Below are 24,275 nucleotides of genomic sequence, written 5' to 3'. Positions count from 1 at the left end.
ACGCCAACCATCCTGATCATGACGCCGGTGCTGATGCCGGTGATCAAGGCCGCGGGCATCGACCCGGTGTACTTCGGCGTGCTGTTCATCATCAACAACGCGATCGGGCTGATCACGCCCCCGGTGGGCACGGTGCTCAACGTGGTGGCGGGCGTGGGCAAGATGAAGATGGATGAGGTCACGCGCGGCGTGCTGCCGTTCATGGCCGCGCAGTTCGCCGTGATGTTCCTGATGGTGTTCTTCCCCTGGCTGGTCACCGGCCCGGCGAAGTGGTTCGCCAGCTGATCCTTTCCCTGCGGTTTCAACAGACGCCACGTTGACGTGGCCACAACTTCCCACTGGAGACAAGCATGACCCGTTTTTCCCGTCGTACCCTGCTCGCCGTCGTGTCGGCCCTGGCCCTGTGCAGTGCTGCCCAGGCGCAGGTGCAGCAGCGCACCATCAAGTTCGCCTTCCAGAACAACAAGGGCCATCCGCAGGCCGAGGGTGCACAGAAGTTCGCTGACCTGGTTTCAGCCAAGAGCGGCGGCAAGATCCAGGTGCGTCTGTTCCCCGGCGGCACGCTGGGCGGTGACCTGCAGACGGTGTCGGCCCTGCAAGGCGGCACGGTGGAGATGACGGTGCTGAACGCCGGCATCCTGTCGGCACAGGCCAAGGAATTCGGCATCTACGACTTCCCCTTCCTGTTCAACAGCCCGCAGGAAGCCGATGCGGTGACCGACGGTGCCTTTGGCCAGAAGCTGCTGGCCAAGCTGCCCGAGAAGAACCTGGTGGGCCTGGGTTACTGGGAGCTGGGCTTCCGCAACCTGACGAACAACAAGCGCGCCATCAACAAGGCCGATGACATCGCCGGTCTGAAGATCCGCGTCATCCAGTCGCCGATCTACATCGACATGTTCGCCGCCCTTGGCGCTAATGCCGTGCCGATGCCCTTCCCGGAGGTTTACCCCGCGCTGGAGCAGAACGCGATCGACGGCCAGGAGAACCCGGTCACGACCATCCGCGCGTCGAAGTTCAACGAAGTGCAGAAGCACCTCACGCTGACCCGCCACATCTACAACCCGCAAGCGGTGGTGATGAGCAAGAAGTTCCACGACCAGCTGAGCGCCGACGAGAAGAAGATCATTGCCGATGCGATGGCTGAAGCCACCACCTACCAGCGTGGTGTCTCGCGCGTGCAGGCCAACGTGGCCTTGGACGAGCTGAAGAAGTCGGGCATGCAGGTGACCGAATTGCCGGCGGCCGAGCTCGACAAGATCCGCGCCAAGGTCAAGCCGGTGGTCGACAAGTACGCCGAGAAGGTGGGCGCAGACACGGTGAAGGAGGTTTACGCCGCCATCGCCAAGGTGCGCGGCGGCAAGTAAGCCTGCCCGACGACGCTCACGCCAACCACACACATCCATGAACGCCACGCTTTCTCCGCCAGCCCTTGCCTCTGCCGGTGCAGCCGCACCGGTGCGCAAGGTCTTGATCGGTCTGATCGGGGCCGGCATCCAGAAGTCGCTCTCGCCGGCCATGCATGAGCAGGAGGCCAGTCAGCATGGCCTGCGCCTGCATTACCAGCTGATCGACCTGGATCGCACCGAAGGCGCCAGCGCGAGCGACTTGCCGGCGCTGCTTCAGGCTGCCCGCGTAATGGGCTATGCCGGCTGCAACGTCACCTACCCGTGCAAGCAGGCGGTGCTGCCGCTGCTTGACGAGTTGTCGGACGAAGCGCGGGCCATGGGTGCCGTGAACACGGTGGTGATCCGCGACGGCCGCCTCATCGGCCACAACACGGACGGCTCGGGCTGGGCACGCGGGTTCACCCGTGCGCTGCCTGATGCCAACCTGTCGCGGGTCGTGCTGCTCGGGGCCGGTGGTGCTGGCGCCGCCATCGCCCATGCCGCCCTGCGGCTGGGCGTGGCTGAGCTGCGCATCGTGGATACCGATGCCGAACGTGTCGGCCGCCTCGTGGCCGACGTGAACGCCCTCTACGGCGCCCGCGCCGCGGCTGTGACCGATCTGGCCGCAGCGATGGCCGACGCCACTGGCCTGATTCACGCCACGCCGACGGGCATGGACAAGCTGCCCGGCCTGCCGCTCGACGAAGCGCTGCTGCGTGCGGACATGTGGGTGTCGGAAGTCGTGTATTTCCCGCTCGACACCGCCTTGCTGAAGGCGGCCCGCGCCAAGGGTTGCCGCGTCAGTGACGGCGGCGGCATGGCGGTGGGTCAGGCCGTGGGCGCGTTCGAGTTGTTCACCGGCCTGGTGCCCGACGCGGCCCGCATGGAAGCGCACTTCCGCGCCCTGGTAACGGCCGCCAAGCCCTGACCTCGACCCCGTTTCCTCTTCAACACCGCCATTGCCCGACCGGCCACCCCACCATGACCCTGCTGCCCACCAATGGATTGTCGATGGCCCGCGAGCGCCTGGGTGACATGCCCAACCCGCTGGGCCTGCAAGGCATCGAGTTCATCGAGTTCACCACTGCCCGTCCACAGGCGCTGGGGCAGACGCTGGAGCGGCTGGGCTTCATCCCGGTGGCCCGCCACCGCTCGCGCGAGGTGCTGCTGTACCGCCAGGGCGACATGAACATCATCGTCAACGCGCACGAGGCAGACGCGGGCGAGCCGGTGATCGCCGCCGTGGCCTTCCGCGTGGCGGATGCCGCCGGGGCCTACCGCCGTGTCTTGTCGCTGGGGGCCTGGGCCGTGGCCACGCAGGTCGAGGTGATGGAGCTCAACATCCCGGCCATCCACGGCGTGGGTCGCAGCCGCATCTATTTCGTTGATCGCTGCCAGGAGTTCTCGATCTACGACGTCGACTTCGTCGCAATTCCCGGCGCTGATCGCAGCCCGCCGGCCAGCCACAGCCTGCACCTGTTTGGCCTGGTGCAGTACATCGGCCTGAACCGCCTCGACGACTGGATGGCGTTTTATGGCGAGCTGTTCGGCTTCATCGAGTTGCCGGCTGAACAGACGTTCGGTGTGCTCACGGAGGGGCGCATCCTGGCCAGCCCGTGCGGCACCGTGTACTGGCAGCTGATCGAGCCGGCACTAGACGCGTTTGATGCCGACCCGGAAGAGCTGCTGCAGCGCGTGGCCTTCGGCACCGACGATGTGCTGGCCACCGTGGCAGCCCTGCGCCAGCGCGGCGTGAGCTTCATTGAATCGCCGCAGGGCGTGCACAGCGACCGCCGCGGCGCCTTGAGCCGCGCGGAGTCGGGTGGCGTCAGCGTCGAGCTCGTGCTCGACCCGCGTTGAGGCCCGCAGCCATGCACACCACTCAAACCGCCTTGCAAGGCCACATCGCCGATTTCGGCATGGACACCATCACGCTCGCCGGCCCGCTGGAGGCCAAGCTCAAGGCCGTGCGCGCTGCGGGCTTCGGCCAGATCATGCTGGCGGCCCGCGACATCGTCGGCCACCCGCAGGGCATGGACGCCGCGGTGCAGGCCGTGCGCGACAGCGGCCTGCGGGTCACCGGCTTCCAGGTGCTGCGCGACTTTGAAGGCCTGTCGGGCCACCTGCACAGCTACAAGGTCGACATCGCCAAGCAGATGATCCTGATGGCGCGCGAGCTGGGCGCCAAGGTGTTGCTGGCCTGCAGTTCCACCTCGCAGCATGCGGTGGGCGACATGGATGCCGTGGCGCGTGACCTGCGCAAGCTGGCCATGCTGGCGCTGCCGCACGGCATCAAGGTGGCGTTCGAGGGCTTGTCCTGGGGCCGGCACATCAACGAGGTGCACCAGGCCTGGGAAGCGGTGGAGCGTGCCGACATGCCCAACCTGGGCCTGGGCATTGATTCTTATCACCAGTTCGCCACAGCCACCTCACTCAGCCTGCTGGACGACGTGGACCCCGCCCGCATCTGGCTGGTGCAGCTGTCGGACTTCATGTGGCAGGAAACCCGCACGGTGCAAGAGCGCATCGACACGGCCCGCCACTTCCGCGTGTTCCCAGGTGAGGGCGTGCACACCCAGGCGCTGTCGAGCCTGGTGCGCAAGCTCGACGGCATGGGTTACCGCGGCGACTACAGCTTTGAAGTCTTCAACGACGACTACCAGCAACTGCCGCTGCCCGTGGTGGCCGAGCGTGCGCGACAAAGCGCGCTGTGGCTGGCGGAGGGTGTGCTGCGCCGGTCGGTGCCGCTGCCCGGCGCGATGCGGCTGCGGGCCATGTCGCCCTGATCCGCTGCCCGCGGCATGGGCGCCGCGGTGCCGGTTTGGGGCACACTGTGCGGCCTGCTGAATCCATTCACTCACTGACCTGCGCACCATGAGCCTCCTGCTGCTGAACGGCCCCAACCTGAACCTGCTGGGCACCCGCGAGCCCCACATCTACGGTGCAGACACGCTCGCCGATGTCGAGCGTCGCTTCGTTGAAGAGGCCACCGCAGCCGGCCATGCCGCGCAGTGTTTCCAGACCAACCACGAAGGCGCGATGATCGACCGCATCCATGCGGCACGCCTTGACGGCACGCGCTACATCGTCATCAACCCGGGCGGCTGGACGCACACCAGCGTGGCCCTGCGTGATGCCCTGGCTGGCGTGGCCCTGCCGGTGGTGGAAGTGCATGTGAGCAACGTGCACAAGCGCGAAGAGTTCCGTCACCACTCCTACATCTCGGGCATCGCCGAAGGCGTGATCGCCGGCCTGGGCGTGTTTGGCTACAGCGCTGCGCTGCAGTTTGCCGTGCGCAAGCTGGCGGCCTGACATGCGGACCGCCTGGATCATCGACGGCGCCTACCTCTTCAACGTCGGCAAATCGCGGCCGTTTGACTATCTCAAGCTCAAGAACGAGCTGATTCGGCTGAACGGCGGGCCGATCTACGAGAGCTACTACCTGAACTCCAGCCGCGATCCGTCGGCCGACCAGCAGAACGCGTTTCACACCTGGATGAAATCGGCGCCGCCGCGCGGCCCGAAAGTGCGGGTTGAGCTGTTCCGGCTGAAGGACTCGCACCAGGACTGCCCGAATTGCGCCGAGCACTTCACGCGCGAAGTGCAGAAGGGCGTGGACGTGGCCATCGCAACGCTCATCATCAAGCTGGCCGTGCAGGGCGTTTATGACCGGCTGATCCTCTCGGCGGGCGATGGCGATTTCGAGCAGGCGATCTCGTATGTCAAGTCCGACCTGAAGAAGGAAATCTGGGTCAGCGGGCTGCACGCCAACATGTCGGCGGACCTGCAGTCGTACTCCGACGAGGTCGTCTGGATGGAAGACCTGTACCCGGCCATCGCGCGCTGAAACCGCGGGCGCGCCGGAGACCCCGCCCAAGCGCGGTGCTGGCCGGCCGTGTCATCATCCTCGCCCAATGGACAACGTCGATCTTCAAGTGCTGCGTCAGGTTCAATCCTGGCAGCAAGCCGGCCATGCCGTGGTGCTGGGCACCGTCACCCGCACCTGGGGTTCTGCTCCGAGGCCGGTGGGCGCGCTGGTGGCGATTCGTGATGACGGCCTCGTGGCCGGTTCGGTGTCAGGCGGCTGCATCGAGGACGACCTGATCACCCGGGTGCGGGAAGGCGCCGTGGCCACCGAGTTGCCACAGGTGGTGCGTTACGGCGTCAGTGGCGACGAGGCTGCGCGCTTTGGCTTGCCCTGTGGCGGCACGCTGGAGCTGGTGCTGGAGCCGGTGCGCCCGCACAGCCAGATCAATGCCTTGCTGACGCAGCTGGATGCCGGCACACGCGTTCTGCGTGAACTCACCCTGGCCACTGGGGCAGTGCAGTTGAGCACCGCCACCGGCCCCGATCAGCTGCGCTTGAGTGTCGATCAATTGATGAGCGTGCACGGGCCCAGCTGGCGCTTGCTGCTGATCGGCGCCGGCCAGATGACCCAGTACCTGGCCAGCATGGCGCTGGCGCTGGATTACCAGGTGGTGGTGTGCGACCCGCGCGAGGAATACCTGCCTGACATGCCGGGCGTGCAGCGCCTGCGCAGCATGCCGGACGACGCCGTGCAGGCCTTTGCGCCCGACGCGCACACGGCGGTGATCGCGCTCACCCACGACCCCAAGCTGGACGACCTGGCGCTGATGGAGGCGCTGCGTTCACCGGCGTTTTATATCGGCGCCATCGGCTCACGGCTGAACCAGGACAAGCGCAAGCAGCGGCTGGCCGAACACTTCGGTTTGACCGAGGCTGAGCTGAGCCGGCTGCACGGCCCGGTGGGTTTGAAAAACGGGGCGCGCACGCCACCGGAAATCGCCGTGGCCATCCTGGCCGAATTGACGGCCGAGCGTTACGGCTTCCGCATTCCCGAGCCCATCCGCCTGCAGCCAGGCACTGACAGCGGCCCGGGTTGCGTGGTTTGAGGCGCTTGCCGGCCGGCTCAGTTGAACTCAGCCGAGGTCAGTCGATCCGGCGTTCACTCAGGCACTCGCCCGGCATCGATCACGGCTTCATCGGCCGCGTCATCCGCGGCTTCCTCAGCAGGCTCACCAGCAACGGCCGGCCGTGGGCTGCGGTAGCTCCACCAGGGCAGGGCGCGGGTGAGTGACAGCACCTCGCCGCTGCGCGCCGGCAGGTAGCCGGGCAGGGTGTCGAGCTGGGTTTGCCAGGCGCTGCCCGACAGCGCATCACGCAGCTTCAGCACCGCCGGGTGGTCGAGCGCGTCTTTCAGGCAGACCAGGAAATAGTCTTCCTCGATCAGCGGAATGAAATCCAGGCCGAAGGATTGCGCGGCGGCCTCGATGCCCACGCCCACATCGGCCACGCCGCTGGCAATGGCCGCGGCCACGGCCAGGTGGCTGTCTTCGGGCGGGTCGTTCCAGCCGTGCAGCAGGGTCGGCGCGATGCCTTCTTCCTGCAGCAGGTGTTCGGTCAACAGGCGTGTGGCCGAGCCCGCCTGCCGGTTCAAAAAGCGCACGCCGGGTTTGCTCAGGTCTTGCAGCAGATTCAGGCGCAGCGGGTTGTTGCGCGCCACCACCAGGCCCTGGGTGCGCGTGGTGCAGCCGATCAGCTTGTGGCGGCCCGGCTTGAGCAGCGGCTTGAGCGCCTGCGAAAACAGGCCCGCCTGGCCTTCCAGCCGAGCCACATGGAAGCCGGCCACCAGGCAACGGCCTTCGGCCAAGGCGCGCAGTGCGTCGAGGCTGCCGGTGAATTTCAGGTCGATGTGCAGGCGCTGCTGCTGGCTGGCCACGTCGCGCAGCAGGGGCAGCGCCATGTCGTGGCTGGCCATCACCGTCAGCACATGCTGACTGCCGTCCAGGGCTTCGCTCATCACGCGTTCCAGCTCGGCGCGCAGCGCCTCGATGTGCGGCGTCAGGCGGGTGCGGGCACGGGTTTCGGCCCACAGCAGGCGGTCGGCGAAGGGGGTGAGCCGGGCTGGCTGGCCTTGCGCCCAGGTGACGAGCTTCTCGCCCAGCACGTCTTCCCAGTGCTTGAGCGCGCCCCAGACATGCCGGTACGACGCCCCCATGGCCTTGGCCGCGTTTTGGATGGAGCCGTGCTCACGCACCGCGTTCAACAGATCGAACAGCGGGTTGTGCAGCTCGGAGCCCCGCTGGTCAGCGGCCTGGTAGGTGTATTGAAGGTGAACGCCACGCGATTGCATGGGCTGGATTGTGCCGCGCGATGCGCAAATGCGTATCAGCCGCCGCCCCGGTGCATGTGCAGGTCAAAAACCCGCATGAACCGGGCGCGTTCTTCATCGGGCACGCCGTCAAACCGGTAGCGCACCAGCAGGTGTGGCAGCTTCGTCAGGCCGAGGCGCCGCGGCGGCAGCGCCTGCCAGTCCAGCGTCAGGCTGCCTGCGCCCATCTGCACCTGCGCCTGCTGCGGCCCGGTGAACGTCAAGGCGTGTCCGTGGCAGGCCGGCGGCAACCAGCCGTGCCAATCGGCGAGCGTGCCGCCGGTGTCGCGCTCGAACTGCTCGGCCACCACACCCATCTGTGCCCGCTCAGCCGCCGGCAATCGGCGGCCAGATGGCCAGGGCGTCTCCGTCGGCCAGGGCGCGTTCCGCCCGGTCGGCCGGCGCCACATAGGTGCCGTTGATCAGCACCAGATGCACCAGCTTCGGTGGCAGGTTGAACGGCTCGATGATCTGGGCGATGGTGGCGCCGTCGGGCACGGTCAGGCTCATCTGGTTGCCCACCCGCTTGTCGGGCGGCAGGTGGTCGGTCAGGCTGGCGAAGAGCTTGAAGGTGATCTGCATGGGCTCAGTGTGCCCCCGTCTTCAGCAGGCCGGGGTGCTGCTGGGCCTGCGCGCAGGCCAGGTAGGCGGCCATCAACTGCGTCGGGTCGTCCAGCAGGCGGGCTTTCCAGTCGCCCAGCGGCACCTGGCCTTCCACCAGGCCGCGCATCACGCCCACATGCTCGGTCCAGCCAATGGCATTGCAGCCCACCAGCCGGTTCTGATCGAACTGCAGGCTGAGGTGGCGGCCGGCGGCTTCGTCCGTCAGCTCCACATGTTGCCCGCCGGGCACGCCGTCCCACAGGCCGAAGCTGGCGGAGATCATGCCCAGCGTGTCGAGCACATTGATCTGGGTGACACCCTTCAGCTCGGCGCCGCGGCCCACCATGTTCAGTGCAGCCACGCGGGCCTGCTCAGCCGCGTTGGGCTGGATGGCGCTGACGATGGTCTTGCCGCTGACCTTGTCGAACGCCTCGGCGCAATCACCGGCCGCATAGATGCCCGGCACATTGGTTTGCAGGTGCTGGTCGGTCAGCACACCCACCAGGCAGGTGATACCGGAGTTTTCGAGAAAGCCGATGTTGGGCCGCACGCCGGTGGCGCTGATGACCAGATCGGCGTCCAGCACCGCGCCGGTTGAGAGCTTCACCTGCATCGGCGCACTGCCGCCAGGTTGGCGCTCCACCGCGTCCACGCGCGCACCGGTGTGCACCCGCACGCCCTTGGCTTCGCACCAGTCCTTGATCATCCGGCCGGCGGTGGGGCCCATCATGCGGGGCACCATGCGGTCGCCCATTTCCACCACCGTCAGCTGCACGCCGCGCATCGCGAGCGCTTCCATGATGATGCAGCCGATGAAGCCCGCGCCCAGTTGCAGCACCCGTGCGTCCGGCTGGGCCAGGGCCATGATGGCGCGCGCATCTTCCAGCGTCCAGCAGGTGTGCACGCCGGGCCCCTGGATGCCCGGAATGGGCGGCGTGGCGGGCGAGGATCCGGTGGCGATCAGCAGCTTGTCAAAGCCGTGCCGCGCACCGTCGCTTGTTTCCACCGCGCGTGCATCGACGTCGATGCGGGTGGCGCGCAGGCCACGCAACACGCGTACGCCCAGGGCCTCGAAATGCCCCGGCGTGTGCCGCAGGTGCGTGCCTTCTTCACCCACCTTGCCGATCAGCAGGTAGGGAATCGCCATGCGGGAGTAGGGCGCCTCGGGCTCGTCACCGATGACGACGATTTCATCGTGCGGGGCGTGCTTGCGGATGGTCTCGGCGGCGATGACGCCCGCCGGTCCGGCACCAAGAATGATGTGTTTCATGGGGCTGCTCTTTGCCTTTGAAGAAGGAACGGGCGGCGCAAGGGCCGCCCGTGGGCATCAGGTGCCTGGCCACTCAGGGCTCAGGGGTTCACAAGCCGAGTCGGCTGCGGGTCTCCGGCTTGAGTTGGCCATCGGCGTCCCAGCCGCGGATGTCGTAGTAGACCGGCAGCATCTCGCCGAGCTTGCTGACCATGCCCTTGGCCGGGCCGGTCTTGGCGGGTTCGGTCAGCAGGCGCTTGGGCAGGCTGTCGTCCTTCGACGTGAAGCCGGCGCGGTTGTTGAAGTCGCGCTCCATGTTCCAGATGCGCTCGCCGATGGTGTTGAGGTTGTCGAGCGTGAACTCGTCACCGCAGGCCGCGGCCACTTGCGGCTGCACATCGGCCAGGCCCCAGGCGAAGCTGGTGAAGATGCAGATGCCGGCGGCGTCGAAGGCGGCAGTGGCGTCCTGGAAGGCCTTGACCAGCTCGGGCTTGCCGTTGCTCTCCAGCGGGTCCGTCTTGACCGGGATGCCCAGCACTTCCGAGGCGATGGTGTAGCCGCGCAGGTGGCAGGCGCCGCGGTTGCTGGTGGCGTAGGCCAGGCCAATGCCCTGGATGCCGCGACCGTCGTAGGCCGGGAACTCCTGGCCCTTGACGCTCATGCTCAGGTCGGGGTGGCCGTACTTGGCGGTCAGGCGCTTCGAGCCCAGACCGATTTCCTTGCCGAAGCCTTCGCCCTTGGCCGTGATTTCGGCGAAGTAGGCCAGTGCCTGCGCCGAGCCGAACTTGGCGTCGATGCCGATCTGCTCCTTGGTCAGCACGCCCATTTCATACAGCTCCATCACGGCGCCGATGGTGGCGCCGAAGGTGATGGGGTCCATGCCGTGCTCGTTGCACAGCACGTTGGCGTATTGCAGGGTGTCGAGGTCGTTCACGCCGTTGGCAGCACCCAGCGCCCAAGCGGCTTCGTACTCCAGGCCGCCCGAGGCGCCCCAGTACTGCGGCTTGTTCTCGACCGTGAAGTGGCCCTGGTCGATCTTCTGGATGCGGCCGCAGGCGATGGTGCAGCCGAAGCAGGCCTGGTTGGTCACCAGCGGCTTCTTGCCGTCGGTGGCGCGCGGGGTGGCCATGGCCTCGGCACCGATCTGGCCGGCGCCTTCAAACTGCACGTCGCGGTGGTTGCGGGTGGGCAGGGCGCCCACTTCGTTGATCACGCTCATCAGCACCTGGGTGCCGTAGGTGGGCAGGCCCTGGCCGGTCACGGCGTTCTCGTGAAGAATCTTCTTCTTCTCGGCCACCACTTTCATGAATTCCTTCGGGTTGGACAGGTTGCCCACGCCCAGGGTGCCACGCACCACCACGGCCTTCAGGTTCTTGCTGCCCATCACGGCGCCCACGCCCGAGCGGCCGGCCGCTCGGTGCAGGTCATTCACCACGGCGGCGAACAGCACCTGGTTCTCACCGGCGCCGCCGATGCTGGACACGCGGGCCAGCGGGTCTTGATGGGCGGTCTTGATGGCGGCTTCGGTGTCCCAGACGGTCTTGCCCCAGAGGTGCGCAGCGTCCTTCAGCACGGCCTGGTCATTCTCGATCGACAGGTAAACCGGCTTCGGTGAGCGGCCTTCGAAGATGACCATGTCCCAGCCGGCCATCTTCAGTTCGGCGCCCCAGTAGCCGCCCGAGTTGGAGCAGGCGATGGCACCGGTCAGCGGGCCCTTGGTGACCACGGTGTAGCGGCCGCCGGTGGAGGCCATGGTGCCCGTCAGCGGGCCGGTGGACCAGATGATCTTGTTGTCAGGCGACAGCGGGTCGACCTTGGCGTCGATTTCCTCGACGAGGTATTTGGTGGCCAGCCCGCGTGAGCCGAGGTAGGCGCGAGCCCAATCCATGCGCAGCGGTTCGGCACTGACGGTGCCGGTGGTGAGGTTGACGCGAAGCAGTTTTCCAGCCCAGGACATGAATGTCTCCTTGAATTCGTTCAGACCGAGGTCTGGTTGCCCAGCTTGTTCGCCCACGCGGCCATCTTGTCGAGCCCCGTCCAGTTGGCGTCGACGTAGGTGATGGCGCCCGTCGGGCAGGCTTCCGCGCAGGCAGGCTCGCCGCCGCACAGGTCGCATTTCTGGACCTTGCCGGTTTCCTGGACGTAGTTGATGGTGCCGAACGGGCAGGAGATGGTGCAGACCTTGCAGCCGACGCAGGTGGTGTCGTTCACCACCTTGGCGCCGGTGGCCTTGTCGACCGTGATGGCCTCGACCGGACAGGCATGCAGGCACCAGGCTTCGTCGCACTGGGTGCAGGTGTAGGGCACCTTGCGGCCTGTTTCATGGAAGTCGAACACCTTGATGCGCGACTTGGCCGGCGCAAACACACCGTAGTTCTCGAACGAGCAGGCCATTTCGCACTGCAGGCAGCCGGTGCATTTGTCCGGGTTGAGGTGAAGGCTCTTTTGCATGACCAGGTCTCCGTGTTGGGGCGCCCGGGATGCGGCCACACTCGGCCAGCTTCCTGAAAACGCTATGCAATCATCTGCAGAACCTATGCAAACAAAAACCTAGGCTGAACCCTGATTCCGGGCGTGAAAAAGCCGCAGGCGTACCAGACTGGTACAGCTGCGGCTCAGGTTGAAGCTCCGGCTGCCGCGGCGCCGGCACAGGCGTGCCGGGCTGCAACGGCGTGGTTTTTGCGGGTGTTTTACTGGCCGGCGTTCGGGAAGAACAGCTGTTCGCCGTTGATCTTGTAGGCGGCAATGTTGGCCTGGCCGGCGGGCGACACGACCCAGTCAGCGAACTGCTGCGCCAGTGCGGCCTTCACATGCGGGTGCTTGGCCGGGTTCACCACCATCACGCCGTACTGGTTGAACAGCTTCTTGTCGCCCTCCACCAGCACCGTCAAATCAGCGCGGTTCTTGAAGCTCAGCCAGGTGCCGCGGTCGGTCAGCACATAGGCGCCGGTGGACGCCCCCATGTTCAGTGCCGGGCCCATGCCGCAACCGCATTCCTTGTAGCCCGCCGGCTTGGCGGCTGCCAGGTCGACGTTTGCGCCCTTCCACAGCCGCAGCTCGGCCGCATGGGTGCCGCTCTTGTCGCCGCGCGAAATGAACGAGGCCGTGCCGGTGGCCAGCTTGGCGAAGGCGGCGTTGATGTCGCGGCCCTTCACCTTGGCAGGGTCCGCCGCCGGGCCGACCACCACGAAGTCGTTGAACATCACGTTGCGGCGCTGGGTGGCAAAACCTTCGGCCAGAAACTTCTCTTCAGCGGCGGTGTCGTGCACGAAGACCACGTCGGCGTCACCGCGGCGGCCGGTGTCCAGCGCCTGGCCCGTGCCGACGGCCACCACGCGCACGTCGATGCCGGTGGCCGCCTTGAACGCCGGCAGCAGGTGGCTGAACAGCCCGCTTTGCTCGGTGGACGTGGTGGAGGCCATCACGATGAACTTGTCTTGTGCCCAGGCGGCAGGGCTGGCCAGCGTGGCGGCCAGCAGCGTGCCCAGCAAGGTGGTGAGGGCGTGGCGGCGCGGAGTGTTGTGGTGCGTGGTGTTCATGCCCATGGCAGTTCTCCTTTGAGGAATTGAGTGGCTTCGGCGGGAAGGTCGTCGTTGAAGAAGCGGTCGGTGGGCAGGTCGCACACCAGCCTGCCTGCGTCGAGGTAGAGCACGCGGTCGCACATCCGCTTGACCTGGCCGAGGTTGTGGCTGCTCATCACCAGCGTCACGCCGTCGCGCGCAAATTCGCTGATCAGGCTTTCCACCTCGCGCTTGGCGGACGGATCAAGGCTGGCCGTTGGCTCATCCAGAAACAGGATGTCGGGCTGCATTGCCCAGGCGCGGGCCAGCGCCAGCCGCTGCTGCTGGCCACCTGACAGCGCACGGGCGGGCAGGCCGCCCTCGGCCGCCAGGCCCACGCGTTGCAGCGCGGCTTCTGTGCGCTGCTTCCGCTCAGGCTTGTTCACGCCGCGCAGCCAAAGCGCCAGCGCGATGTTGTTCCGGGCGGACAGGTGCATCAGGAAGGGCCGCTGGAACAGCATCGCGGCCACCGGCGCCGTGCCCTCAGGCGCCAGGCTGTGCAGGGTGCGGCTGCCCTGGCTGGCCGGCAGCAAGCCGTGAAGCAGCCGAAGCAGGCTGGTCTTGCCCGAGCCGTTGGCACCCACCAGCGCCACGCGGTCGCCGCGGCGAATGACCAGGTTCAGGCCGCTCAGGGCGGGCCGATCACCGAAGCTCACGGAGGCGTCGCTCAGGCTGATCAGGGCTGGTGCGGTCATGCCAGGGCCTCCGGGGCGCCGCGGCTGCGGCCAGGCGCGCCCTGCACCAGGCCGATCAGCAGGTTGATCACGCCGACCACGCCCAGCAGCACCAGGCCCAGCGCCAGGGCCAGCGGCAAATCGCCCTTGCTGGTTTCCAGCGCAATCGCGGTGGTCATCACGCGGGTGACGCCGTTGATGTTGCCGCCCACGATCATCACCGCGCCCACTTCGGCGACCGCGCGGCCGAAGGCTGTCAGCAGGATGGTCAGCACGGCGCGGCGCTCGTGCAGCAGGATCAGCAATGCGCTCATCAGTGGGCTGGCACCCATCGAGCGCAGCTGATCGCCGCCCTCCGCCAGGCCGTCCAGCACCTGCCGCCGGGCCAGCGCGGCAATCAAGGGCACGACCAGCATGGTTTGTGCAATCACCATCGCCGTGGGCGTGAACAGCAAGCCCCAGCTGCCGAGCGGGCCGGAACGCGACAGCAGCAGGTACACCAGCAGCCCCACCACCACCGAGGGCAGGGCGAGCAGCGTGTTCAACAGCCAAACCAGAGCGCGCTGGCCGGGGAAGCGGGCGACAGCCAGCCAGGCGCCGAGCCACAAGCCCAGGCCCGCGCCCAGCAGGCAGGCGCTGCCACTCACGCGCAGCGACAAGCCCGCAATGCGGAGCAGCTCTGCATCAAGGTGCAGCAACAACTGGAAGGCGAGGGCGAGTGCGTCGGAAATGGCGTTCATCAAGGCAGCGCGGCAGAACAACAGGCCGCGTCGAGGCGGATTCTGGCGTCCGGCTGCACCGCGAAGCGATATGTTCAATCGTGCATAGGTAGAAGCCAGCGTGGTGCTGCAAGGGCCTTGTCAGGGGGCGGCTTGTTCATCTACTCACGGCCGTGCCCGCTGCCCGGCGCAAAATGCGCCCCAGTCATCCGCCTGTTTCACGCGCGCTGCCCTTGCGGCCGGTGCCCGAACCCTTGAGCCTCACCATGTCTGAACTCGGACCTTCCCCGCTGGCCGCCGGCCATGAACTGCCTGTTGAAGCCGCGCGTGCCCTGATCGCCGCTGCCCTGCAGCCGCTGACGGACACGGAGACGGTGCCGCTCCAGCAGGCCCTGGGCCGGGTGCTGGCCGTGGACGTGATCTCGCCCATCGACGTGCCCGCGCATGACAACTCGGCGATGGACGGTTATGCCTTTCGGGGCAGTGACCTGCTGCTGGAGGCTGCGACCACGCTGACGGCGGTGGTCGGCACGGTGTTCGCAGGCAGCCCTTTGAGCGGCGTGCTGCCCGAGGGCCACTGCGTGCGCATCATGACGGGCGCGGTGATGCCGCCTGAGCTCGACACCGTGGTGCCGATCGAGCTGTGCACGGTGGAAGGCGACCGGGTGCAGGTGCAACCCGGCGTGATCAAGGGTGGCGACAACCGCCGCCGCCAGGGTGAAGACCTGCGCCTGGGCTTGCCAGCCTTGACGGCGGGGCAGCGCCTGCGTCCGGCTGACTTGGGGCTGCTGGCATCGCTGGGCGTGGTTGGTGTGACGGTGTTTCGCAAGTTGAAGGTGGCGCTGTTTTCCACCGGCGATGAGCTGCGCAACCCGGGTGAGCCGCTGCCCGCCGGTTGCATCTACGACAGCAACCGCCAGAGCCTGCTGGGTGCGCTGGGCTGCCTCGGCGTGGACGTGCTGGACCTGGGCCTGGTGGCCGACGACCCGGTGGCCCTGAACGCCACGCTTGACCGCGCCCTGGCCGAGGCCGACGTGGTGTTGACCAGCGGCGGCGTGAGCATGGGTGACGCCGACTACACCCGCGACTTGCTGGCTTCGCGCGGCGAGGTCGGTTTCTGGAAAGTGGCCATGCGACCGGGCCGGCCATTTGCCTTCGGCCCGCTGCGTGGGCCTGATCACGCACAGGGCCCAAAGCCGGTATGGCTGTTCGCGCTGCCGGGCAATCCAGTGGCGGCGCTGGTGACCTTCCATGTGTTCGCCCGCGACGGCCTGCTGCAGCTCTCGGGAGCCCGCCCGCAGCCGGTGCCGCGCCTGCGGGCGCGCAGCATGTCGGCCATTCGCAAGCGCCCGGGGCGCAGCGAATTCCAGCGCGGCATCCTCGAGCCGGGGGCTGACGGCCGCTGGCAGGTTCGCCTGACAGGCGCTCAGGGGGCCGGCATCTTGCGCAGCATGTCAGAGGCGAATGCGCTGGTGGTGCTGGGTCATGACCAGGGCTCGGTGGCGGCTGGCGATGACGTGGACGTCTGGTTGTTTGACGGCCTGCTCTGACACGCTCGGCGCTGCGCATTTCGCCGCCTGAAAAACACACCTCGTAGCACCGCCGGCAGCACCTGCAGGCCTCGGCGGCGGGTGCTGCTGCGCCTGCGCAACAGGCCAATGGCCTGCGGGTGTCTCCCCCTTCGTCGTGGATGTTGGTGTGGCTAACATGCTTCGCTTCAAACATTCAAAAACGATCGGGAGCGATCAACATGCAGATCTTCTGGAAGGCCGCTGTCATCGCGGCTGCCCTTCAAGCGGTGCCGGGCCTGACCCTGGCGCAAGCGCCCGCGGCTGCTCAGGCCGAGGCCGCCAAGCCTGCGGCGCCGCCGCCGCTGGCCGCCTTTGCCACCTTGCCTGCCCTCCGGGGCCTGTCGCTGTCGCCTAACGGCGAGCGCCTGCTGGGCATCATGAACCGCGACGGCAACTCCGTGCTGGTGACGGCCAAGTGGGACGGCTCCGAGATGCGCGGCATCATGGAGACGGACAACCGCAAGTTCAAGTTCAACTGGGCTCACTGGGTCAACAACGGCCGTTTGATCGTCAGCCTGGGTTATCCGTCGATCACCCGCGGCGACACCGCGGGTGAGTCCCGGGCGCTGGCAGTGGATGCCGACGGCGGCCGCATCATCAACCTGGTGCCACCGCCGCGCGACCGCAACATCGAAAATCTGGCCCAGTTCCAGGACCGCGTCATCGACTGGATGCCCGACGACGGCGAGCACGTGATGATGTCCATCGTTGAAGATTTCAACGTCTTCGCGCCGAGCGTGTTCAAGGTCAACGTCAACAGCGGCAAGCGTACCCAGGTGCTCGGCCCGCGCCGTGGTATCTGGCACTGGGTCACCGACTTCCAGCACCGTGTGCGCGCGGGTGTGCGCAACGAAGGCACCAAATCCGAGGTGATCGTGCGTGACGTGGACAGCGACAACTGGCGCACTGTGTGGAAGTACGACGCGTTCACCGCCGACGAAGTGGAGCCGCTGGCCTTCGGCCGCGACCCCAATCTGCTGTACGTGATGGCCAAGCATGAAGGCCGGCGTGCCCTGTTCTCGGCCCGTCTCGACAAGCTCGACGCGGCCGGTCTGCCGACGCTGACGCTGATGTCTGCAAACGACCAGTTTGACCTTGGAGGGTCGTTGCGGATTTCACGCACCACGGGTGAGCTGGAGTCCTTCGGCTCGACCTGGTACGGCAACGCCGCGAAGCGGTTCTGGACCGAGCCGCTGCGGGAGTTGGCTCGCGGCATCGATGAGGGCTTGCCCAAGCGCTACAACTACATCTTTGGTTTCAGCGAAGACGGCAACCGCTACGTGGTGCAGTCCAGCGGCAATGGCGTCCCCGACCAGATCTACATTGGCGACCGCAAGGCCGGCAGCCTCAGCTTGGTGGCCGACATGTACCCCGACCTGCCCGAAGAGCAGATGGTCGGCAAGCGCAGCATCAACTTCAAGGCGCGTGACGGCCTGAACATCACCGGCTTCATCACCACCCCGAAGGGCAAGAACCCCAAGGGCTGGCCGCTGGTGTTGCTGCCGCACGGCGGCCCGATGTCGCGTGACAACGCCGACTTCGATACCTGGACGGAGCTGCTGGCCTCGCGCGGCTACGCCGTGCTGCAGGTGAACTTCCGCGGCTCAGACGGCCTGGGTGACAACTTCCGCAATGCCGGCCTGCGCCGCTGGGGCCTGGAGATGCAGGACGACCTGACCGACGGCGTGCAGTGGGCGGTGGAGCAGAAGCTGGCCGATCCGAAGCGCGTTTGCGTGGTGGGTGGCAGCTACGGTGGCTACGCGGCGTTGATGGGCGCGGTGAAAACGCCGGACCTCTACCAATGCGCGGTCAGTTTTGCCGGCGTGTCGAACCTGATCGATCTGTCGCGGCGCGAGGCGGGTTACAGCGTCAACCGCACCTACAACGACGAGCAGGTCGGCAACTACTGGCGTGATCGTGACCAACTCAAAGCCACGTCGCCGAGCGAGCAGGCCGCGAAGATCCGCATCCCGGTGCTGCTGGTGCACGGCACGAGCGACACCATCGTGCCCTACGACCAGTCGGTGACCATGGACAAGGCCTTGAAGGCCGCTGGCAAGAATGTGCGCTTCGTGACCCTGGAAGGTGGCGACCACAACCTCGCCCGCCAGGCGGACCGCCTGCTGTTCTTCGCGGAGCTGGAAAGCTTCCTCGCCCGGCACTTGGGCACCACCAGCGCCAAGTAAGGCATCAAGCCGAGGACCAAGCCCAGGCAGCACGCATTCACGGCACGCTGCCTGTGGCTCAGCCCTCCCGCCAGCGCAGCTTGCGGTAGATGGTGTTGCGGCTGACGCCCAGCCGCTTCGCCGCCTCGGAGATATTGCCGCCGGCCTGCTCAACGGCTTGCCGGATGGCGTCGATCTCCATGTCCTGCAGCGATCGGGCTTCGGTTGCGGCGCCACTGGCCGCCATCGTGGAGCCAGCCGGCCATGTCGGCACGGTGCCCAGCATGCTCAGGCTGGGGCTCACTGAGGGCGTGGCCGCCATCACCGTGCGCTGCACCGGGCTGGAGCGCCGCACATCCTCAAGAAAATCGTCGGGCAGGTGGGCCTCCGTGATCACGGATTCGTCCGGCGCCATGACTGCAGCCGTGCGCAGCACATTGAACAACTGCCGCACGTTGCCGGGCCAGTGGTAGGCCTGGAACATCGCCGCCACGCTGGCTGAGAGGCTGAGCCGTCGGCCGGCCTGCTGCTGGGTCAAGATGCGCTCCACCAGCACCGGCAGGTCGCTGCGCTCACTCAGGCAGGGCATGCGCACGGCCAGGCCGTTCAGCCGGTAATACAGGTCGTCGCGAAACTGCTTCGCGTCCATCATGTCGCGCAGGTTGCGGTGGGTGGCGCACACCAGAGCCACGTCCACGGCCAGCGCCTTGCTGCTGCCCAGCGGCGTCACCTGTCGCTCCTGCAAGACCCGCAGCAGCCGCGCCTGGAAGGCCAGCGGCATGTCGCCGATCTCGTCCAGGAACAAGGTGCCGCCACTGGCCTGCAGGATCTTGCCGACCGCACCCTTGCGGCGCGCGCCGGTGAACGCACCTTCCTCGTGGCCAAACAGCTCGGCCTCGATCAGGTTCTCGGGAATAGCCGCGCAGTTCACGGCCACGAAGGGCTGATGGCGCCGGGCAGAGGCTTCATGAATGGCCCGCGCCAGCAACTCCTTGCCCGTGCCGGTGTCGCCCAGGATCAGCACGGGAATGTCGCGGTCCAGCACGCGCCGCACCTTGCCGATCACGGCCTCCAGTTGGCTGTCGCCGGTTTCCAGGGCGGCCAGCCCGCCCACTTCGCGTGGGCTGACAGGGGCAGGCGGCGGGCTGCGCAGCCGGGCGTCTTCCACCGGGGCCGTGCTGCTCGACAGCGCCTGGTCGGCGGCCTCGGCCACGCTGGTCCAGACCGGCCAGTTGAAGCGGGCATACACAAAGAACGGGCGCCCGTTGGGCAGGTGCACCGGCATCGGCACGGCCAGCGGCGAGCGAAAGCGGTCCACCAGCGCACCCACCGCAATGCCGAACAGCGACGCCAGCGAATGCATGCGCAGCGCAGCGCCTGACAGTCCCAGCTGGTCCAGCGCACCCCGGTTGGCACCAACGATCTTGCCGTCAGGCGCCACCGCCAGGATGCCTTCCATCAAGGTGCCGATGTAGTCCGCCCGGTGATGGAAATGCAGGCGCATCACATGCCGGTAGTCGTCGGTCAGCCAATGGTTCTCGATCATGCGCGCCGACATCTTCACCAGCGCCATGGTGTGCTGGTGATAGCTGCGCTGCTCCCCCGATACATCCAGCACGCCGAGGATGTTGCCGCGTGGGTCAAGAATCGGCGCCGCCGAGCAGGTGAGGAAGTGGTTGGCATGCATGAAGTGCTCTTCCGCATGCACCAGCGTCGGTACCTCGTCGACCAGCGCCGTGCCCACCGCATTCGTGCCCTTGTTGCCCTCTGACCAGTTCGCGCCCGGTTGCAGGGCCACCTTGGACGCCTTGCCCAGGAATTCGGCGTCGCCGATGGAGTGCAGGATCGTGCCGGTGGCGTCGGTCAGCACCACCATGCTGTCGGTGTTGGTGATCTGCTCATGCAGCATCTCCATCACCGGCGCGGCATGGGCATAGAGGCGGAAGTTGCGGTCGCGGGCGACGGCCAGGTCGCTCATGCCGATCAAGGCATGGTCCGGGCGTTCGATGCGTGACAGGCCCAGCGCCGCACAGCGCTCATGCGAATGCGCAATCGCCGTCTGATGGCCGGGGCTGACGTTGCCCAGCGCGTGGCCGGCCACCAGGCCGCGTGCCGCGCTGGCCGTGCGGCGGGGCCGCCCGCTGCGCGTGGGCGGGAACAGTCCGGTCATGGTCCACCTCCAAATGCAGGCTGCCATGGCCGCGCTGCTTGTCTCCAGATGGGTCTGGAATCTACAGGGCGGACCTTACGGGTTCCCGGCGGCAGCGGTCAATCGCTGCTTTCCATCCCTTCTGGCAGGGCGGAGGTGTCTGCGCGGGGTGCCGCGCTAGACGTTGCTGGTGGCGCGCACTTCCTCGATGGTCGTGATGCCTTGCAGCACTTTCTCGATGCCGTCCTGGCGCAGGGTGCGCATGCCCTCGGTCATGGCCTGCTGGTGCAGGTCGTCGGCCCGGGCGCCGGTCTGGATCATGTGGCGCAGGGTGCGCGACACGGTCAGCAGCTCATGGATGCCCGCGCGGCCACGCACGCCGGTCTGGCTGCACTTGTCGCAGCCGACGTTGTGCCAGCTCATCAGCTGGCCGTCCACGGCAAAGCGTTCCTGCCATTCGGCGCGCACGCTCTTGCGGCTCGGAATGTCTTCGCGCTTGCCCCAGGCATGCATCCAGTCGTCCATCAGCTCGCTCAGGCGCTCTTCGCTGGCCGGGCTGTGTTGCCGGCAGTTCGAGCAGATGCGGCGCACCAGCCGCTGCGCCAGCACGGCCAGCAGCGAGTCGGCGAAGTTGAAGGGGTCCATGCCCATGTCGAGCAGGCGGGTCACGGTTTCGGCGGCGCTGTTGGTGTGCAGGGTCGACAGCACCAGGTGGCCCGTGAGTGACGATTCCACGGCGATGCGGGCGGTTTCACCGTCCCGGATTTCGCCCACCATGATGACGTCCGGGTCGGCCCGCAGGAAGGCGCGCAGGGCCTTGGCGAAGGTCCAGTCGATCTTCGGATTGACCTGCACCTGGCGCAGCCCGGGTTGGGTGATTTCAACCGGGTCCTCGGCCGTCCAGATCTTGCGCTCCGGCACGTTGATGTGGCTGAGCGCCGAGTGCAGCGTGGTGGTCTTGCCCGAGCCGGTCGGGCCGACGCACAGCACCATGCCGTAGGGGCGCTCCACCGCCTCCTTCAGCGCTTTCAGGTTGCGGGGCGACATGCCGAGGCTGTCCAGCGGAATCGGCTTGGCCGAGGCCAGGATCCGCATCACGGCGTCTTCCATGCCGGCGCTGGTCGGGATGGTGGCCACGCGCAGCTCGATCGGGCATGACGGCACGTACTTGGCGAAGTTGATCTTGCCGTCCTGCGGCCGCCGCTTCTCGGAAATGTCGAGGTCGCACATGATCTTCAGGCGTGCGATCAGGGCGGTGCGGTAGGTGTGCGGCAATTCCAGGTAGGGGCGCAGCATGCCGTCGCGGCGGAAGCGGATGCGCACCTTCTCCTGGCCGGGGTGGCATTCGATGTGGATGTCGGACACGCCCTGCGCATGGCCCTCGAAGATCATCGTGTTGATGAGCTTGACGAGGGCGTTGTCGGATTGCTCGATCGGCTTCTCGTCCGCCCCGGCGTCGCGCTCGGCGGTGTGGCGCTCTTCCAGATCCGCCAGCAGCTTGCCCGTGCCTTCCTCCAGCTGCTGCAGGCCCGAGGCCTCGGCGAAACCAGTGTTGGGGGCCTCCTCCAGGCCGGCTTTCTTGTAGGCGTCGGAGATGGCTTGCGGCAGCTGGTCGCTCGACGGCAGCACCGGCAGCACCTTGCCCTGGGCGAGAAACTCGACTTCGTCGATGACGTCGCGGCGTGATGGGTCGTCCATCGCAATCACCAGCCGGCCTTGCAGCACCTGCAAGGGCAGCACGCCCAGCCGGCGAGCGGCTGATGCCGGCAGACGCTTGAGGGCCTCGGTCTCGATCGGGTAACTCAGCAAGTCGGCCACCGGATAGCCCATCTTGCGGGCCAGGGCCGTGCGCAGGTCTTCGCGTTGAACGCGGCCGCTGCGCACCAGCAACTCACCCAGCGGCACGCTGCGATTGGCCTTCTGCGACACCAGCGCTTCATCAAGCTGCTGCTGGCTGATGTAGCCCAGTGCGATCAGGGCTTCGCCGATGCGCACCATGGGCATGCGCGCCTGGGCTGCCAGGGCCGAGGCCATCTGGTCGGGGCTGACGATCTTGCTGCTGAGCAGCACATCACCGACGCGTTGCTGCCGCATGTCACGTTGTTCGGCCAGCGCCGCAGCAATCTGGGCCGGTGTGGCGGTGTTGGCCTGGATGAGCACGTCGCCCAGCTTGGGGCCGATCTCGAACCGTTCGTACGCGGTGCGCGGCACGAACAGCCGCTCCACCGTGCCACGTGTGTCCATCGGCGGGAACAGGAACAGGCCGAGCTGGGTTTCAACATGGCCGATGGTTTCGCCGGTCAGCTCGCCGGCGTCCTTCAGCACGACGCGGTAGTCGACGCTGGGGTGGAAGGCGAGCAGCGGGTCTTCGGGGCTGGCCTTGGACGCGTGCACCGCAGCAATCGGGCGGGTGAGTGTGACGCAGCGGAACTGCGACAGGCGCAGCGGCACGGTGGTGCGCGCCGGCGGCACCTGCACATGCAGCACGCCCTGGCCGGGGTCGAAGAAGGTGAGCCGACCTCGGATCGTCTTGCCGTTCTGGCCGACGATGTCGCAGGCTTCCGCATCCATCTGGGGTTCCGCCGCCGCATAGCCCGCGTAGGGCGGTGTCGGCCAGGCGAACGGCGGCGTGGCTGCAGGGCCCTGGCGGCGTGCGGCGTCGGCGTCGGCGGGAACCAGGCTGAGTGCGGGTTGGGAAAGGTCCGTCATGATCGGCAACTGAGCGTCTGCCCACCAACAAGGCGGGCATGGACGTGGGGCCGATCGTAGTGGCGGGTTTTGAGCGCAGCGGCGGGAAAAGCCGCGCTTTAGCGGCCCAGATCGTCAGGCCGGTCCTCGTCGACGTACTGGCGCCACTGGCCAACGGCGCCGCGCATCAGCTTCACCTGCCGCACGAAACGCGGGCAGGGCGTGCACATCATCAAGTGAAGACGCAGGCGCAGGCGCTCCGGCCATTCCAGGCTGCGGTCTTCGGCTTTCAACACCAGGGCGGTGGCTTGGCGGCAGTTCAACATCAGGTTCAAGCTCATGGACGGACTCCCTCGGTGCCGAACCAATGGGTCTGCAGGCAATCACGCAGCCGCAGTCGGGCACGGTGCAGCAGCACCCACAGGTTGGTCGAGCTGATGGCCAATTCCTTGCAGATTTCGTCGGTGTCCAGTTCCAGCCACTCACGCATCATGAAAACGCGCCCTTGAGTTGCGGGCAGTTGCTCGACGCAGGCATCGAGCACCGCCATGAATTGCTGCTGTCCAAGCCGGCGCTCGGGTTGCTCGTCCCACTCCACCGGGCTTTCGCGCCAGTGACCGGTGTCATCAAACAGCAGGCCGTCGAGGTCGCAGTCGTCATCGGCGCTCAGCACCGTGGCTTCACGGCGGTGGCGGCGCAGCTGATCCACCAGCTTGTGCTTGAGGATCCCGATGAGCCAGGTCTTCAGCTGTGAGCCGCCGGCGAAGGTTTGCGGCTTCTCGATGGCGGCCAGCAGGGTCTCCGACACCGCGTCTTCCGCCCAGGCATCGTTGCGCAACTGGCTGCGCGCGTAGCGCATCAGCTGCGGCCTCAGCTGCTCCACATCGCGGTGAAAGTTGCTCATGAAAGGGCGGAAAGTGATGGAATTGGGTGGCAGTGTAAGGAATTCGATCGCCGGTCGACTGACTCTTCGTGGCCGCCCGATGTGGCCAACTGATGTGGCAGCCAACCGGCCGCCGCGCTGCTGATCCCACCTGTTTGAAACCGCTTCAAGGAGCACACCATGTCTCAGCAACTCATGATCTCTTCCGCTCTGGCCGCCGTTCTGGCACTGGGCATGGCCTCAGGCGCCAGCGCGCAGGACAAGGCCAAGGAGAAGTGCTTCGGCATCGCCAAGGCCGGTCAGAACGATTGCGCCAACCTGAGCGGCAGCCACTCGTGCGCCGGCCAGGCCAAGGGCGACAACGAACCCGGCGAATGGAAGTTCGTCCCGAAGGGTACCTGCAAGGACATGAAGGGCATGACGGCTGATGAAGCCAAGATGGCCATGAAGAAGTGAC

At 66.9% G+C, this 24,275-nt stretch carries 24 protein-coding genes; 11 read left to right on the top strand and 13 right to left on the bottom strand.

All coding sequences use genetic code 11. The annotated features are described in order from the left end of the window. From AACH00_RS09295 to AACH00_RS09260, 8 genes are all read left to right on the top strand, one after another. On the top strand, window positions 1–285 hold a 285-nt coding region (locus tag AACH00_RS09295), incomplete at its 5' end, for a TRAP transporter large permease subunit (RefSeq protein ID WP_341398829.1). 65 nt (window positions 286–350) lie between these two features. Then, window positions 351–1,364, top strand: coding sequence for a TRAP transporter substrate-binding protein (locus AACH00_RS09290; protein WP_341398828.1), 1,014 nt, complete (start codon window positions 351–353; stop codon window positions 1,362–1,364). Between the two features lie 37 nt (window positions 1,365–1,401). Beyond that, window positions 1,402–2,313, top strand: coding sequence for a shikimate dehydrogenase (locus AACH00_RS09285; protein WP_341398827.1), 912 nt, complete (start codon window positions 1,402–1,404; stop codon window positions 2,311–2,313). Between the two features lie 53 nt (window positions 2,314–2,366). After that, window positions 2,367–3,245 (top strand): VOC family protein, encoded by an 879-nt coding sequence (locus tag AACH00_RS09280; protein ID WP_341398826.1) that lies wholly within the window; start codon window positions 2,367–2,369, stop codon window positions 3,243–3,245. Window positions 3,246–3,256: 11 nt separating this feature from the next. Continuing rightward, complete coding sequence (locus tag AACH00_RS09275) at window positions 3,257–4,171, top strand: sugar phosphate isomerase/epimerase family protein (RefSeq protein ID WP_341398825.1); 915 nt, start codon at window positions 3,257–3,259, stop codon at window positions 4,169–4,171. A gap of 88 nt (window positions 4,172–4,259) precedes the next feature. Beyond that, window positions 4,260–4,697, top strand: coding sequence for a type II 3-dehydroquinate dehydratase (gene aroQ, locus AACH00_RS09270; protein WP_341398824.1), 438 nt, complete (start codon window positions 4,260–4,262; stop codon window positions 4,695–4,697). A 1-nt stretch (window position 4,698) separates the two neighbouring features. After that, the gene (locus tag AACH00_RS09265; RefSeq protein WP_341398823.1) at window positions 4,699–5,232 is read left to right on the top strand and encodes an NYN domain-containing protein; all 534 of its coding nucleotides are present in this window, start codon (window positions 4,699–4,701) and stop codon (window positions 5,230–5,232) included. 67 nt (window positions 5,233–5,299) lie between these two features. Further along, a complete protein-coding gene (locus AACH00_RS09260) occupies window positions 5,300–6,298 on the top strand; it encodes an XdhC family protein (protein ID WP_341398822.1) in 999 nt (332 codons plus the stop codon). Between the two features lie 53 nt (window positions 6,299–6,351). On the opposite strand, the gene AACH00_RS09255 is transcribed toward AACH00_RS09260, so the two are convergent. The 9 genes from AACH00_RS09255 to AACH00_RS09215 all read right to left on the bottom strand — a co-directional run bounded on the left by AACH00_RS09255 (window position 6,352) and on the right by AACH00_RS09215 (window position 14,383). Next, window positions 6,352–7,539 carry a substrate-binding domain-containing protein gene (locus AACH00_RS09255; protein ID WP_341398821.1) on the bottom strand — a complete coding sequence of 396 codons (1,188 nt, stop codon included), beginning with the start codon at window positions 7,537–7,539 and terminating at the stop codon, window positions 6,352–6,354. Between the two features lie 35 nt (window positions 7,540–7,574). Further along, on the bottom strand, window positions 7,575–7,874 hold the full coding sequence (locus AACH00_RS09250) for a hypothetical protein (protein ID WP_341398819.1): 300 nt from the start codon (window positions 7,872–7,874) through the stop codon (window positions 7,575–7,577). Between the two features lie 10 nt (window positions 7,875–7,884). Continuing rightward, a complete protein-coding gene (gene thiS / locus AACH00_RS09245) occupies window positions 7,885–8,139 on the bottom strand; it encodes a sulfur carrier protein ThiS (protein ID WP_341398818.1) in 255 nt (84 codons plus the stop codon). A 4-nt stretch (window positions 8,140–8,143) separates the two neighbouring features. Then, the gene (locus AACH00_RS09240) at window positions 8,144–9,430 is read right to left on the bottom strand and encodes an NAD(P)/FAD-dependent oxidoreductase (RefSeq protein ID WP_341398817.1); all 1,287 of its coding nucleotides are present in this window, start codon (window positions 9,428–9,430) and stop codon (window positions 8,144–8,146) included. Window positions 9,431–9,518: 88 nt separating this feature from the next. Continuing rightward, complete coding sequence (locus tag AACH00_RS09235; protein WP_341398816.1) at window positions 9,519–11,366, bottom strand: aldehyde ferredoxin oxidoreductase family protein; 1,848 nt, start codon at window positions 11,364–11,366, stop codon at window positions 9,519–9,521. Between the two features lie 20 nt (window positions 11,367–11,386). After that, on the bottom strand, window positions 11,387–11,860 hold the full coding sequence (locus tag AACH00_RS09230) for a 4Fe-4S dicluster domain-containing protein (RefSeq protein ID WP_341398814.1): 474 nt from the start codon (window positions 11,858–11,860) through the stop codon (window positions 11,387–11,389). Between the two features lie 239 nt (window positions 11,861–12,099). After that, the gene (locus AACH00_RS09225; RefSeq protein ID WP_423221915.1) at window positions 12,100–12,954 is read right to left on the bottom strand and encodes an ABC transporter substrate-binding protein; all 855 of its coding nucleotides are present in this window, start codon (window positions 12,952–12,954) and stop codon (window positions 12,100–12,102) included. After that, window positions 12,945–13,664, bottom strand: coding sequence for an ATP-binding cassette domain-containing protein (locus AACH00_RS09220; protein ID WP_341398812.1), 720 nt, complete (start codon window positions 13,662–13,664; stop codon window positions 12,945–12,947). Before AACH00_RS09220 ends, AACH00_RS09225 begins: the two co-directional genes overlap by 10 nt. Next, window positions 13,661–14,383, bottom strand: coding sequence for an ABC transporter permease (locus AACH00_RS09215; protein ID WP_341398811.1), 723 nt, complete (start codon window positions 14,381–14,383; stop codon window positions 13,661–13,663). The genes AACH00_RS09220 and AACH00_RS09215 overlap by 4 nt, the downstream gene beginning before the upstream one ends. 245 nt (window positions 14,384–14,628) lie before the next feature. Between AACH00_RS09215 and moeA the strand changes: the two genes are divergently transcribed. Together moeA and AACH00_RS09205 are read left to right on the top strand one after the other, a co-directional pair. Beyond that, the gene (gene moeA, locus AACH00_RS09210) at window positions 14,629–15,912 is read left to right on the top strand and encodes a molybdopterin molybdotransferase MoeA (protein ID WP_341398810.1); all 1,284 of its coding nucleotides are present in this window, start codon (window positions 14,629–14,631) and stop codon (window positions 15,910–15,912) included. Between the two features lie 200 nt (window positions 15,913–16,112). Then, the gene (locus AACH00_RS09205; protein ID WP_341398809.1) at window positions 16,113–18,119 is read left to right on the top strand and encodes an alpha/beta hydrolase family protein; all 2,007 of its coding nucleotides are present in this window, start codon (window positions 16,113–16,115) and stop codon (window positions 18,117–18,119) included. A 58-nt stretch (window positions 18,120–18,177) separates the two neighbouring features. Here the strand turns inward: AACH00_RS09205 and AACH00_RS09200 are convergent, their stop codons facing one another. From AACH00_RS09200 to AACH00_RS09185, 4 genes are all read right to left on the bottom strand, one after another. Further along, window positions 18,178–20,268, bottom strand: coding sequence for a sigma-54-dependent Fis family transcriptional regulator (locus AACH00_RS09200; protein ID WP_341398808.1), 2,091 nt, complete (start codon window positions 20,266–20,268; stop codon window positions 18,178–18,180). A 156-nt stretch (window positions 20,269–20,424) separates the two neighbouring features. Then, window positions 20,425–22,956: a GspE/PulE family protein gene (locus tag AACH00_RS09195; RefSeq protein ID WP_341398807.1), complete on the bottom strand. Its 2,532-nt coding sequence runs from the start codon at window positions 22,954–22,956 to the stop codon at window positions 20,425–20,427. 98 nt (window positions 22,957–23,054) lie between these two features. Then, on the bottom strand, window positions 23,055–23,276 hold the full coding sequence (locus AACH00_RS09190; RefSeq protein WP_341398806.1) for a zf-HC2 domain-containing protein: 222 nt from the start codon (window positions 23,274–23,276) through the stop codon (window positions 23,055–23,057). Then, complete coding sequence (locus tag AACH00_RS09185; protein ID WP_341398805.1) at window positions 23,273–23,839, bottom strand: sigma-70 family RNA polymerase sigma factor; 567 nt, start codon at window positions 23,837–23,839, stop codon at window positions 23,273–23,275. Before AACH00_RS09185 ends, AACH00_RS09190 begins: the two co-directional genes overlap by 4 nt. A 159-nt stretch (window positions 23,840–23,998) precedes the next feature. Here AACH00_RS09185 and AACH00_RS09180 point away from each other — a divergent pair, with 159 nt between their 5' ends. After that, entirely contained in the window at window positions 23,999–24,274 is a 276-nt protein-coding gene (locus tag AACH00_RS09180) for a BufA1 family periplasmic bufferin-type metallophore (RefSeq protein WP_341398804.1), read from the top strand. Window position 24,275: the final 1 nt, after the last annotated feature.

The sequence above is a fragment of the Ideonella margarita genome (genome assembly GCF_038066635.1).
In the GTDB taxonomy this organism is placed as follows: Bacteria; Pseudomonadota; Gammaproteobacteria; order Burkholderiales; family Burkholderiaceae_C; genus Ideonella; species Ideonella margarita.
This window is presented reverse-complemented; position numbering and strand designations above follow the sequence as displayed.